The following is a 16,141-nucleotide window of genomic DNA, read 5'->3' on the forward strand; positions in this document are numbered from 1 at the left end:
ATACTTTCCTCCATGGCAGCGAACTTACCGGTCCGCCTGGCAAGACAAAGCCCCCAGTGAGTTACCGCTTGCTGGGGGCTTTGATTTTTTCAGGTCGCGCACTGGAGCCGCAACTCCAGGCAAACGCCGCTGTCCCGGTTATGCGCGGTGATGGTGCCACCCATCTTGGCCATATAGGTTTTGGCGACAAACAGGCCCTGCCCGCGCTGGCCTGTTGCGCCCGCGTCGGGCTGGTCAGACACGCCGTATTCGAAAATTTTGTCCACGATGCCGGCCTCGATTTGCGGGCCCTGATTGCTGATAGTGATGAGCGCCTCAGGCGCGGTGCCTTCGTGCGCATGCTGCGACAGCGTGACGCGGATCAGGCTTCCGGGCAAACGGTAGCGATCAGCATTGCGCAGCACATGCGAGACCACGTCTTCCAATGAATACTCGTCGGCACGCACCCTGACCGGATGGGCCAGCGGATCAAAGGCCACATCGGGAATGCCGGCCGCCGCGGCGTTGCGCGCCACATGGCTCAGGAATTCATTGGCATCCAGTGTCTGCACATTGAGCGCGGTGGATTCAAAGGCTTCGCTGGGGGACGCGCTACCGTACAGCACGCGCACGGCTTGCTGCATGCGGCTGATGTAACGATGCGCCGGGTCGTCGGCGCTGCCGTGCAGCACCATCAGCGATTGCAGGGGCGACATGATTTCATGGCCTACGGCGTGCCAGGTGTCTTTTTCCTGGGCCACACGGATCTGTTCGCGGCGCACGTCTTCGTTCACGCGCTGCAGCAGGTCCTGCAGGCCTCCAGCCAGCACACCCAGCTCGTCGCCGCCGCGCAGGTCGGCCAGGTCAACCGTTGCCAGGCTGTCGCTGGCGCGCACGCCCTTGGACACGGTGGCGGCGCGGCGGGTGAGTTCGGTGATGCGGCGGATGATGCGCAGCTCAATGGCCAGCCAGGTCACAAAGATGGCCAGCAGCATGCCGCCTACAAACCACGACACACGGGTGGCCACGGCCGTGAGGGCCTTGTTGACGCTGCGAATGTCACCGGTCAGCGAGAGTTCATAACGCCCGAGCGGTGTGCTGATGATGTCGGCGCTCGTGACAGGTGCGTCGTAACCTTCCACTTGCAGGCGGCGGATCAGCCAGGCAATCAGGGGAGACGACCGCTCCGTCGTCTCCATGCCGGACAGCGATACGACGTCCGTGCTGGCGCCCGCGGCGCCCAGCTTACGGATGCGCAATTTCTCGCCGGGCAGCAGCAAAGGGGTCAGTTCGGACCACGAAAAAGGTGCTGTGGCGCCCTGGCTGTTGCTGTCAAATAAAGCCTTGCCATCGCCGGGGGCCAGCATTTCCACCTGGACCTTGATCTGATCCAGGTCGGCCGGCGGCCAGACGATGCCCGCCGGCCCTTTGGAGAACAGCGCCTCGCGAAACAGCTCTACCGGCAGGCGCACGCTGACAAAGGCGCGCCGCGCGCACTCCGGATCCGTGCCCAGCGTGCCATCCACGCAGCGGCTGTCCTGCCACAGCCAGCCGCGAAAATCGCGCACGGGCCGGCTGGCCGGCGTGATCGGGCCCTCGTCGACAAAGCCCACCAGCCGCCCTCGGGTGTTGGCAAAAGGTATGGCGCTACGGCCCTCTTCCACGGCCTGCATGGCCTGGAAGGGCGCTATCCAGCGGTAGCGCTGCCCGCGCATGTCGACCGTGATGCGGGCGCGATGCGCCAGGCTCAAGTCCAGCGTGCCCGAAGTGTGGGACACCAAGGGTCCGCTGTTGAAGCTGCCGACGGCATAGAGAAAACCGCCAGCAAAGGGGTTATTGCCGACGGCCACGCACATCGAGGCCGCGTCGGGATATTGCACCAGGCAGCCGGCCATCTCGACTGCCTGCTGGGCCTTGTTGCGATCGTCGAAATCAAGGGCCGAAAAAGGCAACACCAGCGGGCGCAGCGGCGTCACCTCACGCTCGTAGGCCGTGGGGTTGAGCAGCACCAGTTGTCCCGTCGGATGGCGCAGTTTGGCGGCGATCTGCGCCTGGTTCTTGCGAAAGCCGTCCTGGTAATTCCGGTAGCTGCGCTCCTTTTCGTCTTGCAACACAGCGATGGCCAGGGCGACGGTGGCCAATGCCAGCAGCAAAAAAGCGCCGCGAAAAAATGCGCGCAGGCCGAAGGGCACGCGCGCCGGCAACAGGCGCTCGACATCCAGGCGGGTGGGCAGCTTCACACCTTGCCTTTGCCGCGCGGGGGCTCCGGTGCCTCGGCCCAGCGAAAGCCACGCATCGGGACGTTTTCAATGCCGTCAAAGGCCGCATCGATTTCCTTGAACGCGTCGCGGATCGTGCTGACGTGCTTGCGAATGTTGTCGCGGTTGCGCCCGCTTTTGACCACCTGGTAGAGGTCGTCATAGCTCACGACCTCGCCGCGGCGGGCATGCAACGCCGCCAGGATGCGCTGCGCCGTCAGCGGCAGGTTCACGCGCTGGCCGCGCCAGATGGCGGTGTTCTGGCGCAGCGGATCCAGCTGCAGTTCCTGGCTGTCGACGGCTGGCGCCTTGCCTGCGGGTTTGGCGTTGGCGGTCCGCAGGATGTCCAGGAAGGTCTCGATGAAGTCGGCTTCCTCGAAGGTGGTTTTCTGCAGGTAGTCCCAGGCGTCCAGGGCTTTCATGATGCTGCGGTAGATGGCGGCCGGCATGGCGGAGACCACCAGCACCGGCGTGCCCTGCCGCTGCTTGTTGATGGCGTTGATGATGGCCACGCCGGCGTGGCGTTCACGTCCCAGTTCGATGTCCAGCACCACCGCGTCGTAGCCTTCGCGGGCAACTGCCGCTTCGGCATCGTCGCGGTTGAACCACTGGTCGACCTGGATGCCCGGACGGGCCGATTCAATCCAGCCCTTGAGCTGGTTGCTCATGGGCAGGTCGTCTTCGATCACGGCAATTTTGGTCATGGGGCCTCGGCAGAAAGGGTTGCCGCCATTATGGGTGTGGCCTGCGCCAGCCCGTGTGAGTGTTTCTTCCGTTGGCGGAGGGTTGCTGCTGCCAAACCGCGCAAAGACACCGCGCAGGCGCATTGAATGCTCCGGGCCCGACTCGAACAATGGAGGCCAGAGAAAGTGCAACCCGCGCCTCTCGCCAAACCCAACGGAGGAGCCCATCATGAATTTACGTTTCACCCGCATTGCCCTGCGCATCCGCGCCATCTTTTCCAGAGGAGTGCGCGGCACCCGCCGTATTGCTGCCACAGGCGTCCAGCGCGCCGCCAGCGCCAGCGGCTTGATGATCGCCACCGCCGCGGCGGGCGCAGCCGGCTACCTGCTGTGGGCGCACCCCCCCATGGAGTCGGTGGCGCGCGGCGACGTGGCGATTCGCACCAACCAGCTGACCGGCGGCGTCGACGAGTTCCGCGAAGGCTCGCTGCTGCTCCTGCCCGGCCTGCACGAAGTCCGTACCTTCTCGCTGCGCGATCAGGTCTACCGTCCCGAAGGCAGCAGCCGGGCCGATGGCCCCTCGCCCTTCCAGTCGATCGAAGGCATGTCCCTGGGCGTGGACCTCACAGTACGTTATGCGCTGGACCCGGCCAGGGTCAACGCACTGTCGAAAAACCTGCCAGACGACATCGCGGGCCAGATCGTGCAGCCTGCCGTGCAAGGCGTGATCTACAAAACTTTCACCCGCTACACCGTGCGGGAGATCTTCTCAAGCAAGCGAGCCGAGATCCAGCAGCTCATCGAAGCTGAACTGAAGCCCAAGCTCGCAGCCGACGGCATCTTGCTGCGCACGGTGCAGATGGGCAAGGTCGACTTGCCGGCCGACTACCGCCAGGGCATGGACAAGCTGTTGGCCGAAGAACTGGCCACGGAAAAAATGCGCTACACGTTGGCTCTGAAAGAAAAACGCGTGAAGGAAACCGAGCTGGATGCGATGGCCGAAAAAGTACGCCGCGAAACCAATGCGCAGGCTGCCGCCAGTGAGCAGGTGATTGCCGCCAAGGCCCAGGAAGAAGCCATGAAACATGTCCTGCCCTTCAAACAAAAGCAGATCGAGCAGCGCCAGCTGGAAGCCGAGGCCGACAAGCAGTCGCGCATCCGCACAGCCGAAGGCAGCGCCCAGGCGCGGCGCATCGAGGCCTCGGGTGAAGCCGACTCGCGCCAGAAACTGGCGGATGCCGAAGCCTACCGGCTGGACCGCGTGGGCAAGATCAACAGCGAGCAGATGGCGCGCGAAGGGGTGCTGATCACGCGGCATCCGCTGCTGATCCAGAAAACCATGGCCGACAAGCTCAGCGACAAGATCACCGTGATCATCGCCCCGCCCTCCACCAGCGGCGGCTTTGTGGGCGCGGGCCTGCTGGGCGGTGCGCCCAAGGCCGGCCCCACCGTGGCGCAAGCGCCGCGCGGCGCCGGCACGCAAGACAACAACGACAAAGAAGAGGCCGAATAATGATCACCACCGCACTTCTGACCCTCGCCATCGTGACGCAGGACCAGGCCACCCTGCGCGCCGCACCGCGCGATTCGGCCGCGCAGCAGGCGGCCCTGTGGCAGGGTGATGCGCTGGAAATTCGCGGCCAGCGGATGGACTACCTGCAGGTCTACGACCACAGGCGCGAACGTGCGGGCTTCATCCACGTGAGCCAGGTGCGCACGGTCTCGCTGCAGGCCGAGGACGCGCCGCAGCTCCTCTCGGTGGTGCGCTTCCTGCGCGAAAGCCCGGGCGCTGAAGCCCTGGGCATTGCCTACACGGCCGCTTACCTTAAGGCCGCGCCGGCAGACGCCATCGGCGCGGAAGCCTTTGATGCGTTGGGCACCATGGCCGAACGCCTGGCGCGCCGCGCCTCCATGAAGCACGGCAAGGCCACGAGTGACGTGATCTCTGCACACATGGAAGTGGCCAGCTTTTATGGCGTGAACTTCAAGGGTTATGAGCAGAACGGAAGCATGCAGCTTTGCTACAACGGTGAGGCCTTTCGCCGTGTGCTGGCGCTGCCATCCGACGCCGAGCAACGCGCACGCGCCGCGCTGGCCGTGACCCGCCCCGACTGCATGAGCCCCGACCTGCACCCGCAGGACCGCTTCACGCAAGACCAGTGGCGCGCCGAAGTGCTGGACAAGGTCAGCGCCGCTCAGTTCGCCCAGTTGCCTGAAGTCAGCAAAAACCGTTTGCGCCTGCGCCGTGCCGGCGTCCACGCCAGCCTGGCGTTCGAGCAGGCGCGCCGGGCCGAAGCGCCCACGGCGGCGGCCCAGCGTGCGCTTGCAGAACTCGCGGCGGTGAACAAGCTGGAGCTGACAGACAACGACAGGCAGGACTACAACGACGCGGCGATTCGCGTGGGCGCCTCGCGATGGGGCGCTGAAACCGCGCTTCCCCGCTTCGCCAAACTGACGCTAGCCACGGAGACAGGCCAGGCCGGCGAAACCTGCGTGGCGCTGTATGAGAACAAGGGCGACGGCAAACCCGGCAAGGAGGCCGTGGCCAGGCGCTGCACCTACGGCATCGTGTGGACCGCGTCCGCCAGCGCCCATCCGGATGGTCAAGCCCTGGCGCTCGCGGTGCAGCCGCTGGACGCCTGGCGCGAGCTGTGGGTGTTTCGCAAGAAATCCGGGCAATGGACGATTGAGGTGCTGCCGCCCTCCAGCAATGGCCCCGAGTTGGGCTATGTGGAATTTGCCGGCTGGGTGCGCGGCACACCTCACATGCTGCTGGCCCGCGAGACTCGCATTGCCGGGCGCCTGCGCCGCAGCTTCGAGGTGGCGCGCATGGACAGCCTGACGGCCGAGAAACAGGCCGGTGACCCGTCGCTGCTGGCGGCCTTCGGCAAATGGCAGGACGCGGGCTGGAAGAAACAGACGGTCAGCTTGCGGTGAAGCAGGCCGACCAGGCGCCCCTCAGGGCTCGGTCAAGACTCCACCTGATAAGTCACGGTATGCGCCTCCCAAGGAAGGGGAATTTCCCAGCGGTGCAGCATGCGCGACAAGGCCGTGTTCGACAGCGTGGAGTCCCTTTTCTGGTTGCGCGAGAAGACGGCCTGCACGGGCGCTTCCAGGTAAACCAGCCGAACCTCCGCTTCATAGGCATAGAGGAGGTCCAGTGTCTTGCTGCGCATTTGCTCGCTCAGGTGGGTAGCGTTCCACACAAACGGCTTTTTCTGCCTCAGCAGACCCTTGGCTTTGTCTATCGCCCAATGCGCCGCCATGCCATCGTTCTCGCCGTGCTTCAACCCCAATGCCTGCTTCGCGTCGTCAAAGGACACCACGTCGAGCCCGGGCGCATGGGCCCGGACCCAGGTGTCTTTTCCGGATGCCGGCAAGCCGCTCAACACCGTCACGGACGATCCTGCCGGCTGGAAAAGCGCGCTGTCGAGGTGGATCTGGGCACCGCGCGCGTAGTGCAGCCTGGTGTGCGCTGAGGCCACCTGCCGGGGCTGGTCCAGGCATCCGTCCTCACGGGCAAGTTCTTCGAACAGATCGATGTCGTCGAGCCGGGCCTGCTGGTCCACGCAGATACGTCCCTGCATGTCGGCACGCGCCACGCAGATCAGGTCTGCCAGGCAAACACCCCAGGACAATTTCCGCGCAATGAACTCGGGAGCTTCCCCGCGCCGGGAATCAAAGGCGTAAAACGGCACCTGGTGGGCGGCGATGATGCGGCAAACGGCTTCGCGAGCGTCGAAGGGGAACCCGGCCTCCCACAGCAGGGCGCGCACATCTACGGCACCCCGCCTGGAATGCCCAGGTTGCCCGATATCGCCGGTGACTGGATCGGTGACCGTGGTCTCCGGCTTGCACAGGTCGTGCAACAGCGCCGACAAAAACAGCACTTCACGCCTGCCCGCATCAGCGCTGCGATAGTGCGCGGAGTCCAGCAGGCAGTCCAGCACCATGCGGGTATGGATGCCCACATTGCCTTCTGCGTGGTAACGGCTGCTCTGCGGCGTGGTTTCCAGCCTGCGCAACCGGGGGAATACGTCGCAGCACTCAGCCCAGTCGTAGGTCTTCCCGTCGCCCTGCGGACACAAGGACTGGATTTGCAAGTAGTTCATGACCAGGTCTCCTGCTCCCAGGTGCCGGCTTCAGGCCTTCCAGCTTCCGGCCAGCCGACGGCTGGCAACGGCGCAAACAGGTCCACGCCTTGCGCCAAGCCATTGGGCACGATGGGCCGCGTGCTGTGATGTGAGCCGGAGTCCAGGATGGTCTGCACAAAGTCGGGCCTTACCCATTTGAAGCGCGCCAGCACCTGCTGCGCGTCTTCCAGCTTGATGTAAAGCCCTTCCGCCTGATCCGACTTGTCGGTCTGTTTCCAGCACAAGCCGAGGTCGAGTCTCTGACGGTGCACGGTGCTTTCCAGCGCTTGCCGCCACGCCGGGCTTTTGGCCAGGGACCGGCGCATCATCGCCGGGAAAGCCTTTGCGCGGATGGGCAACAGGCCTTCGTGCAGGACCGGCACGCTTACCACGGGCGAGCCTGCCAGCAAAGCGCGCCGGCGGGGTGTGCTCAGAAACAGCTGTTCATGCTTGTCGAAAATGTCAAACTCGCAGAAGTAGTGCGGCAACCGGTCGTAGCTGACCGAGTGTTTGGCGTACAGCCATTCGCCGTACATCACATAGCGGTCTTCCAGCAAGGAGAGAAGGCGGTCCTCCTGCGCGTGAGCCCATTGCCGGAACGGCGCGAACTGCCGCTCGCGGCTGCTCCCCGTGAGGTAATGGCCGCGCGACTGCAACAGCAACTGGCCCGCAGGGGAAAACGAAACCGCGGCGTTGGCGCCGTCGAGTTTTTCTTCAAAGACGGCGTGCCGGCCTTTCAGCGACGCGAGCGGAGTGTGATCCTGCCCTTCATCGCCGGGCTGCAGGCGTGAGCCTTCTATGTGCGGTGTGCGCGGGTATTTGAGGATGTCCAGCGACTGGACAGGGGTGTTGCCTTCAAGGGGCAACGAGAAAGATGCAGACATGGTCGTCTCCTGGTTCAGTGGAATGAACCGACGACGTGCTTGCGCGCTGCGGGGCGGGAGGATGGCATGCGCCGCAATGGCATTGGCGGCATGGGCACGTCCGGCTTCGGCGGCGGCCTGCTCATGTGACCGGGAGTGGGCAACTGATGGAATCAGTCCACTGGCCTGAGCGGGTGGCGGGCGTCGGTTAGAGGATGGCGACGATGAAAAACACGTGAACTCCGTGAAGGTGCGGTGAAAGGAAAGCCGCAGAGTTTAAGCAAAACAAGCCCTGACCGCGAGGCCTGGAAGCCAAAGATGGCGTCAAAACAACAACCTGGTCAGCCTGGTTCAGCTTGGGTTCGGTGTGTGGAGGCGCAAGGTATCCGCCGGCAGCTGGTCGATCTGCACCAGCAGCTGCGCCAGGCTGCGCCCGGCTGCATTCAGCAGGGCCCGGCCTTTGTCGGCAGTGGCGGCGGCCGCGTTGCCCACCGCGCCCTGGGGGTTGTAGTCCTGCATCTGCCAGGCCAGCTTGGCGCTGCGGCCGTCGCCCAGGATGCTGAATTTTTTGGCGCGATCCTGCGAGGTAGAGTGAAAGTTCTGCGCCTTGGCCATGTCGACCTGATCCGGCTTGAGCGCCAGCATCATGGAGGTTTCGATCTCGCCGGCGTGGATGCCGAAGCGGTGCTCTTCGGCACTGAACAAATCATTCACTGGCTTGCCGTCCTCGCCTGTGAGCGGAAGGTTGAACCAGTTCACGCTGTAGACCAGCATGCCCAGCCGCGCCCGCAGGTCGCGCGCCACCACATCGAGCAGCCCAACCTGGCCCCCATGCGAATTGAGCAGCACCAGTTTCTTGACACCTGTTTGCGCAACGGATTCGGCCAGCTCGGTCCAGAGGTGGATGACGGTTTCGGCCTTCAGCGTCAGCGTGCCGGCAAAACGGCCGTGCTCCGGGCTGAAGCCCACGGATTGCGTGGGCAAAAAAAGCACCGGCTGCGTTTGCGGCAAATGCGGCAAGGCAGCGGCAATGACGCCCTCCACCAGGGTCGCATCCACATTGAGCGGCAAGTGAGGGCCGTGCTGTTCGATCGCCGCCACGGGCAGCACGGCAATGCAGCGGGTCAAATCCAGGCCGGCAAAGTCAGGACTCTTCAAGTCGGACCAGAAGCGTGTGGGGTGGGCGGCTTTGAGAGTCATGACGGTATTTTCTGCTATCCGGGCGCCGCGTCGGCAACAGGCTAAGGCAGGGCCCGGGAAAACCTCCCCGCCACGGAGACACACGCGCTATTAATTCAATAGCTGGTTGCGCCCGTCACTACTGGCCTGCGGGTCAAATTCTTCGGAAAATGTTCAGATTTCGATCTTGCTGCCCAGCTCCACCACGGAGTTGTTCGGCAGGTTCAGGAAGTCGGCGGCACCGCTGGCATTGTGGTGCATCTGCGCAAACAGCTTCTCACGCCAAGGCGCCATGCCGCTGCCGATGGTCGGGATCACGGTGTCGCGAGAGAGGAAATAGCTGGTTGTCATCGATTCCAGCTCGCAGCCCCTGCCCTTGATCTGCTGCAGGGCCTTGGGCAGGTCCAGGTCGTTCTTGAAGCCGTAGTGCACGTTGACTTGCCAGCAGTCGTGGCCCAGCGATTCAATTTCGAGGCGCTTGTTCATGCCGATCCAGGGAATCTCGTGATTGCGCACCGTCACGAACAGGTTCTGCGCATGCAGCACCTTGTTGTGCTTGAGGTTGTGCAGGAGCGCATTCGGTACGCTGCCCGGTTCGGCTGTCAGGAACACAGCCGTCCCCTCGACACGCGCCGGCGGGCTGACGAAAACGGCATCCAGGAAACTGGGCAGGTCAATCGCATCGGCACGCAGCTTTTCGTTGAGCAGGTGCCGGCCTTCCTTCCAGGTGATCATCAGCGTGAAGACCGCGCCGCCAATCAACAGCGGGAACCAGCCGCCGGCAAACAGCTTCATGAGGTTGGAGGCAAAGAACGCAAAGTCGACCAGGAAGAAGATGCCCGTGGCCGCAATGCACAAACTCAGCGGGTACTTCCAGCCGTAGCGGATGACATAGAAAGTCAGGATGGTGGTGATCAGCATGTCGGTGCACACCGCAATGCCGTACGCAGCCGCCAGGTTGCTCGACGAGCGGAACATCACCACCGCCAGCACGATGGTAATAAAAAGGCCCCAGTTGACGAAGGGCATGTAGATCTGGCCGGTGTCGCGCACGCTGGTGTGCTGGATGTTGAGGCGCGGCAAATAACCCATCTGGATCGCCTGCTTGGTCACGCTGAAAGCGCCGGTGATCAGTGCTTGCGAGGCGATCACCGTGGCCATGGTGGCCAGGCCCACCAGCGGCAGCAGCGCCCACTCGGGCGCCATCAGGAAAAACGGGTTTTTCACCGCGGCAGGGTTGCCGATCAGCAGCGCGCCCTGGCCGAAGTAATTGAGCACCAGCGAGGGCATGACCACGGAAAACCACGCCAGGCGAATCGGTTTTTTGCCGAAGTGGCCAAGGTCGGCGTAGAGCGCCTCCGCGCCCGTTACGCACAGCACCACGGCGCCCAGGATGATGAAGGTGGTGCCAGGGTTGTTCCACATGAACATCACGGCGTAGTGCGGGCTGACTGCCACCAGGATTTCGGGATGGGTCACGATCTGCGAAATGCCCAGCAGCGCCAGCACGGCAAACCAGATCAGTGTGATGGGCCCAAAAAATTTGCCAATGCCCGCCGTCCCATGCTTTTGCACCGCAAAAAGGGCAAACAAAATCACCAGGGTGATTGGGATCACGCCCTGCTTGAAGGCGGGGGAAACAACTTCCAGGCCTTCAACGGCCGAGAGCACCGAGATCGCCGGCGTGATGACGCCGTCGCCATAGAACAGGGAGGTGCCGAAGATGCCGACGATCAGCAGGGTCTTGCGCAGCTGTGGCTTGTCCTTCACCGCGGTGGAGGCCAGCGCCAGCATGGCGATCAATCCGCCTTCGCCATTGTTGTCGGCACGCAGCACCAGCGCCACATACTTGATGGAGACGATGACGGTCAGCGTCCAGAAGAAAATGGACAGGATGCCGTAGACGTTGTCGGGGGTGAAGGGAACATGCCCGGAACCGAAAACTTCCTTGACGGCATACAGGACGCTGGTTCCGATGTCGCCGTAGACGACACCGATGGCGCCCAGGGTGAGCGCCGCAAGTGATGATTTTTTACTGGACACAAAAACTTCCCGTCTTTGCACTCGGCCCGTTCAAGCGGGTCCAGAGCGGCGGGAATGGTTACCTTTGGGAACGCTATTTTGCGCCCAGGTACCCGGCTTGCAAGTCGGCGGACATCCCTAAATCCAACTAATCCGGATTTTGTTGCACCGCAACAACTTGTAACAACCCGGCCCCGCTGATGCCGGGAAAGCCAGCGCAGGCAGGTGAATTATGGGCGCTACTTTTTTAATAGCTGCTTGCGCACAGCCTGCTTGGGCTAGAGGCCTAAAAGACTCCTAATTCTGGCCGTCGCGGACACATAAGCTCCCCGACTTTCCAGGCGGCCGCAGGCAGGCCGGCTTTGCCGGATGCCTTGCGGCGGTCCCCTGCAAGGGGAAACGGCACTACACGAAGCGTAGCGAAGTGAGAACGATAGGGGTGTGCCTAGTCGTAAACCTCGGCGTCAGGATCAGTGGCTTCGAGCTCATAGCTCGCGGCCAGCATGGCCAGCCGCGCGATCACGCCATACATATAGAAACGGTTGGGGTTGCTGGAGCCGGGCTTCTCGCCGGGCTGCGGCAGCCGGCCGCTGTCTGCAAAGGCCAGCGGCACAAAGCTGGCGCCGGGCGCGTTGAGGTTTTCGTCCACGCCGCGCTCGGCATGCACACGGTAAAAGCCGCCGACCACATAGCGGTCCATCATGTAAACCACAGGCTCGGCCACCGCGTCGTTCACGCGCTCGTTGGTCAGCACGCCTTCCTGGATGATCACTTCAGACAGCGCCTGGCCGTCCTTGGTGGTACTCATCTTGTTCTTGGTCTTGCGGTTCAGGTTGTCCAGGTCCTTCACATCGCGCACCGTCATGATGCCCATGCCGTAGGTGCCGTTGTCGGCCTTGACGACCACGAAAGGCTTTTCGTTGATGCCGTATTCCTTGTATTTGCGCCTGATTTTGGTCAGCAGCGCATCGACATTGGTGGTGAGGCAGTCCAGGCCGGTTTCTTCGGCAAAATTGACCTCCCCGCACTGGGCGTACATCGGGTTGATAAGCCAGGGATCTATGCCCAGCAGCTTGCCGAAGCGCTTGGAGACTTCTTCATAGGCCTTGAAATGGCGCGATTTGCGGCGTACCGACCAACCGGCATGCAGCGGCGGCAGCAGGTACTGCTCATTGAGGTCTTCCAGGATGCCGGGGATGCCGGCTGACAGGTCGTTGTTCAGCAGGATGGTGCAGGGGTCGAAGTCTTTCAGGCCCAGCCGGCGGTCGGTGCGGATCAGCGGCTCGATCGTGATGGTCTCGCCAGTCGGCAGATTCAGCGTGGTCGGTTCCTTGATGTCGGAGCTGAGCGAGCCGAAGCGGACATTGAGGCCAGCCTGGTGAAAGATGCGCTTGAGCTGCAGCACGTTGGACAGGTAAAAGCTGTTGCGCGTGTGGTTCTCGGGCACGACCAGCAGGTTGCGCGCCTCGGGGCAGATTTTTTCGATGGCAGCCATGGCCGCCTGCACCGCCAGCGGCAGCATCTCCGGCGTGAGGTTGTTCCAGCCGCCGGGATAGAGGTTGGTGTCGACCGGGGCCAGCTTGAAGCCGGCGTTGCGGATGTCGACCGAGCTGTAAAACGGCGGCGTGTGCTCCATCCACTCCAGCCGGAACCAGCGCTCAATCGCCGGTGTGGAGTCCAGGACACGTTGTTCGAGTTCGTTGATGGGGCCGTTCAGGGCGGTGATGAGGTGCGGAACCATTCGGCCACTTTCGATGAGGGATTCTGTTATTTGCTTCGGTTATATCTGACCGAATTCTAGGGAGATTGGGATGGGTTCAGCGAGTTACAAGGGGTAACGCCAACGCAAGCCATCCAAAAATCCGGGGGCCGGCTTCGCGCCCCGGCATGGCTTCAGGAACGCACTTCGCCCTGCCCCAGCACCACGTATTTAAGGGACGTCAGCCCCTCAATGCCCACCGGCCCCCGCGCGTGGAACTTGTCGGTGCTGATGCCGATTTCGGCACCCAGCCCAAACTCGAATCCATCGGCGAAGCGGGTGCTCGCATTCACGATCACGCTGGCGGAATCCACCTCGCGCAAAAAGCGCTGGGCGTTGATGTGGTCGCGCGTCAGGATGGCGTCGGTGTGGTGGCTGGAATACTGGTTGATGTGGGCGATCGCTTCGTCAATGCCGGCCACCACCTTGATGCTGATGATGGGCGCGAGGTATTCCTCGTACCAGTCCTGCTCGGTCGCGGCCTTGAGGTTGGCGCCCTTGACGCCCGCCAGGATGGCCTGCGATTCGGCATCGCAGCGCATTTCAACGCCCTTGGCCGCATAAATTGCACCGATCTTCGGCAGAAACTGCGCCGCCACACCACGCGCCACCAGCAAACCCTCGCTGGCATTGCAGGGGCTGTATTTTTGCGTCTTGGCGTTGTCGGCCACTTTCACGGCCATGTCGATGTCGCAAGGGTCGTCGACATACACATGGCAGTTGCCGTCCAGGTGTTTGATGACCGGCACCTTGGCATCGCGGCTGATGCGCTCGATCAGTCCTTTGCCGCCGCGCGGGATGATCACGTCCACATACTGCGGCATGGCGATCAGGTGGCCGACGGCTTCGCGGTCGGTGGTGGGCACCAGCTGCACGGCATCGGCCGGCAAGCCGGCATCGATGAGCGCCTGTTGCACCAAGGCCGCCAGCGCCTTGTTCGATTCAATCGCTTCGGAGCCGCCGCGCAGGATGCAGGCGTTGCCGCTTTTGATGGCGAGCGACGCGGCTTCAATCGTCACATTGGGCCGGCTCTCGTAAATCATGCCGAACACGCCGATGGGCACACGCATCTGCCCCACGCGGATGCCGCTGGGCTGTTCTTTCATGCCGATGATGTCGCCGATCACGTCGGGCATCACGGCGAGCTGCTCGCAACCCACCGCCACGGTTTCAATGATTTTGGGGGTGAGCTTGAGGCGATCCAACATCGGCGCGGCGAGGCCTGAGGCCGTGGCGCGCTCCAGGTCGCGCCGGTTGGCGGCTTCCAGCGCCGCCAGGTTCTGGCGCAGCAGGGCGGCCAGGTTCAGGAGCGCTCTGTTTTTGATAGCTGCTGGCGCGCGCGCCACCTGGGCCGACGCCACTTTTGCCTTGGACCCGAGCGCTTGCATCAACCCCGGGACATCGGTGGCGAGGTCGCTGGAGGAAGAAAGGGCTTTGTGGGAGTCAGGCGCGTTCATCGCACCATTTTAGGCTTCTGAAGCGGGCGCGGCGTGCCGGGGGCTATGCCTGCCTGGGGCGGCCCGGCGCAGTAGGTGCTGCCCCCACGCTTGTCGCTTCGCGTACTGCGCTGCCCCCCGAGGGGGCTACGCTTGCCTGGCACGCCCCGGCGCGGCGCATTGCTCACACACCATGCCCGCCAGCCGGTGCAGCGCCTGCCAGCCGTCGGCCGGCCAGTCGGGCTGCTTCAGGCCTTTGACGATGCCGTCGACTTTGTGCGCCGCGTGCAGCAGGTTGGCCAGGGTGGTGTCGCCGATTTGCGGCAGCACGCGTTCAAACAGTTTTTCCTTGATGCCCCAGACGCGGTTTTCACGCAGCGCCATCGGCATGGGGCGGCCGGCGCTAATGGCATCTTTCACGCGTTTCATGCTGCGGATGTCTTCGGCCAGTGCCCAGTGCACCAGCACTTCGGACTCGCCTTCGGACTGCAGGCCGTCGAGCATGCGCGCCACACGCACCGACTGGCCGCCCAGCACGGCTTCAGAGAGCTTGAAGACGTCGTAGCGCGCCACATTGAGCACGGCGTTTTCGACCTGGTCGAAAGTGAGAATGCCGTCGCTGCCGCCGGACTGGGCCGGATACAGCAGGCCCAGTTTCTGGATTTCCTGGTGGGCGGCCAAAAGGTTGCCTTCCACCCGGTCGGCAAAAAACTGCAGCGTGCGCTGGCCTTCTTCGCCGGCGGCTACACGCTGGCCTTGCTGCTGCAGGCGCTGGGCAATCCACTGCGGCAGGCTGCGCCGGTCAATCGGGTCGAACTTGACGGTGACCCCAAAGCTTTCGAGCGCGCCGAACCACGCGCCCTTGGCCGTCATGCTGTCCAGCTTCGGCAGCATGACCAGCGTAAGCGTGGAGTCGTCGCCTTGCGCGCGTTCGGCGATCTGCTGCAGCGCGACCGAGCCGTCTTTGCCCGGCTTGCCGCTGGGGATGCGGATTTCGACGATCTGCTTGTCCGCGAAAAGGCTGAGCGAGCCGCCGCTGGCCAGCACTTCGCTCCAGTCGAAATGTGCGCCGGCCACGGTGTGCACCGTGCGTTCGGTGTAGCCCTGCTCGCGCGCCGCCCCGCGCAGGGCGTCGGCAAACTCCTGCACCAGCAGGGGTTCGTCACCGTGCAGGGTGTACAGGCTTTTCAAGCCGCGCTTGAGGTGTTCCTGGAGTTGGGCGGGGGCCAGATTCATGACGGGAGTTTAGTGGGTGGCGTGAGTTTGAAGTCAGAGTTTGGTGGTCGACAGCAACAAGCTGGTCTCGGTATTGGCAATGCCTTCCAGCAGGCGAATGCGGCTCAGGACACGGTCAAAGGCTTCCAGGCTGTCGGCTTGCAACTCGGCCACCATATCCCAGCGCCCGTTGGTGGTGTGCAGGGCGCTCACGGCCGGGTCGCCGCGCAGGGCGGCCAGCACTGCGTCGGTGCGGTTGCCTTCCACCGCCACCGTCATGAAGGCGCGTATGCGGTGGCCCTCGGCCTGGGGTTTGAGGCGCACGGTGTAACCGGTGATGGTGCCATCGGCCTCCAGCCTGGCCAGACGGTTTTGCACCGTACCGCGGGAAACGCGCAAAACCTTGGCGATGGATGCGACAGAAGCCCGTGCGTCGTCCCGCAGCAGGGAAAGCAATTGTAGGTCGGTGTCGTCCATATGTCCATTTTATTGGCGAAACGCCAGTTGGAACTGACTATTTGATCAATCAACGCATAAATTTGAGCAACTTACTGACTTTTCTTTGACGCGGCAGCTGCAGACAATGGAAATCAAGATAAGACACGGGAGCCCCA

12 protein-coding genes are annotated in these 16,141 nt (G+C 63.3%); 2 read left to right on the top strand and 10 right to left on the bottom strand.

The genetic code is table 11. The features are described 5' to 3' along the window. Nucleotides 1-89: 89 nt before the first annotated feature. Both AC1D0Z_RS02265 and AC1D0Z_RS02270 read right to left on the bottom strand, forming a co-directional pair. Complete coding sequence (locus AC1D0Z_RS02265) at nucleotides 90-2,219, bottom strand: sensor histidine kinase (protein ID WP_477656618.1); 2,130 nt, start codon at nucleotides 2,217-2,219, stop codon at nucleotides 90-92. Next, the gene (locus AC1D0Z_RS02270; RefSeq protein WP_477656619.1) at nucleotides 2,216-2,941 is read right to left on the bottom strand and encodes a response regulator transcription factor; all 726 of its coding nucleotides are present in this window, start codon (nucleotides 2,939-2,941) and stop codon (nucleotides 2,216-2,218) included. The genes AC1D0Z_RS02265 and AC1D0Z_RS02270 overlap by 4 nt, the downstream gene beginning before the upstream one ends. A gap of 208 nt (nucleotides 2,942-3,149) precedes the next feature. On the opposite strand from AC1D0Z_RS02270, the gene AC1D0Z_RS02275 reads away from it, so the two are divergent. Together AC1D0Z_RS02275 and AC1D0Z_RS02280 are read left to right on the top strand one after the other, a co-directional pair. Continuing rightward, a complete protein-coding gene (locus AC1D0Z_RS02275; RefSeq protein WP_477656620.1) occupies nucleotides 3,150-4,433 on the top strand; it encodes an SPFH domain-containing protein in 1,284 nt (427 codons plus the stop codon). Continuing rightward, complete coding sequence (locus AC1D0Z_RS02280; protein WP_477656621.1) at nucleotides 4,433-5,857, top strand: hypothetical protein; 1,425 nt, start codon at nucleotides 4,433-4,435, stop codon at nucleotides 5,855-5,857. Before AC1D0Z_RS02275 ends, AC1D0Z_RS02280 begins: the two co-directional genes overlap by 1 nt. 32 nt (nucleotides 5,858-5,889) lie before the next feature. Here the strand turns inward: AC1D0Z_RS02280 and AC1D0Z_RS02285 are convergent, their stop codons facing one another. The 8 genes from AC1D0Z_RS02285 to AC1D0Z_RS02320 all read right to left on the bottom strand — a co-directional run bounded on the left by AC1D0Z_RS02285 (nucleotide 5,890) and on the right by AC1D0Z_RS02320 (nucleotide 16,004). After that, nucleotides 5,890-7,032 (bottom strand): AAA family ATPase, encoded by a 1,143-nt coding sequence (locus AC1D0Z_RS02285; protein WP_477656622.1) that lies wholly within the window; start codon nucleotides 7,030-7,032, stop codon nucleotides 5,890-5,892. Continuing rightward, entirely contained in the window at nucleotides 7,029-7,937 is a 909-nt protein-coding gene (locus AC1D0Z_RS02290; protein WP_477656623.1) for an RNA ligase family protein, read from the bottom strand. The genes AC1D0Z_RS02285 and AC1D0Z_RS02290 overlap by 4 nt, the downstream gene beginning before the upstream one ends. A 330-nt stretch (nucleotides 7,938-8,267) precedes the next feature. Then, nucleotides 8,268-9,116, bottom strand: coding sequence for a creatininase family protein (locus tag AC1D0Z_RS02295; protein ID WP_477656624.1), 849 nt, complete (start codon nucleotides 9,114-9,116; stop codon nucleotides 8,268-8,270). Between the two features lie 153 nt (nucleotides 9,117-9,269). Continuing rightward, nucleotides 9,270-11,138 (bottom strand): potassium transporter Kup, encoded by a 1,869-nt coding sequence (locus AC1D0Z_RS02300; protein WP_477656625.1) that lies wholly within the window; start codon nucleotides 11,136-11,138, stop codon nucleotides 9,270-9,272. A gap of 424 nt (nucleotides 11,139-11,562) precedes the next feature. Further along, a complete protein-coding gene (gene gshA / locus AC1D0Z_RS02305; RefSeq protein WP_477656626.1) occupies nucleotides 11,563-12,858 on the bottom strand; it encodes a glutamate--cysteine ligase in 1,296 nt (431 codons plus the stop codon). Between the two features lie 152 nt (nucleotides 12,859-13,010). Beyond that, nucleotides 13,011-14,333, bottom strand: a complete 1,323-nt coding sequence (locus tag AC1D0Z_RS02310; protein ID WP_477656627.1) for a glutamate-5-semialdehyde dehydrogenase — start codon at nucleotides 14,331-14,333, stop codon at nucleotides 13,011-13,013. Nucleotides 14,334-14,459: 126 nt separating this feature from the next. Beyond that, nucleotides 14,460-15,548 (bottom strand): DNA polymerase III subunit delta, encoded by a 1,089-nt coding sequence (gene holA, locus AC1D0Z_RS02315; protein ID WP_477656628.1) that lies wholly within the window; start codon nucleotides 15,546-15,548, stop codon nucleotides 14,460-14,462. A gap of 33 nt (nucleotides 15,549-15,581) precedes the next feature. Continuing rightward, nucleotides 15,582-16,004 (bottom strand): Lrp/AsnC family transcriptional regulator, encoded by a 423-nt coding sequence (locus AC1D0Z_RS02320; RefSeq protein WP_477656629.1) that lies wholly within the window; start codon nucleotides 16,002-16,004, stop codon nucleotides 15,582-15,584. Nucleotides 16,005-16,141: the final 137 nt, after the last annotated feature.

The sequence above is a fragment of the Polaromonas sp. P1_E3 genome, from assembly GCF_056405935.1.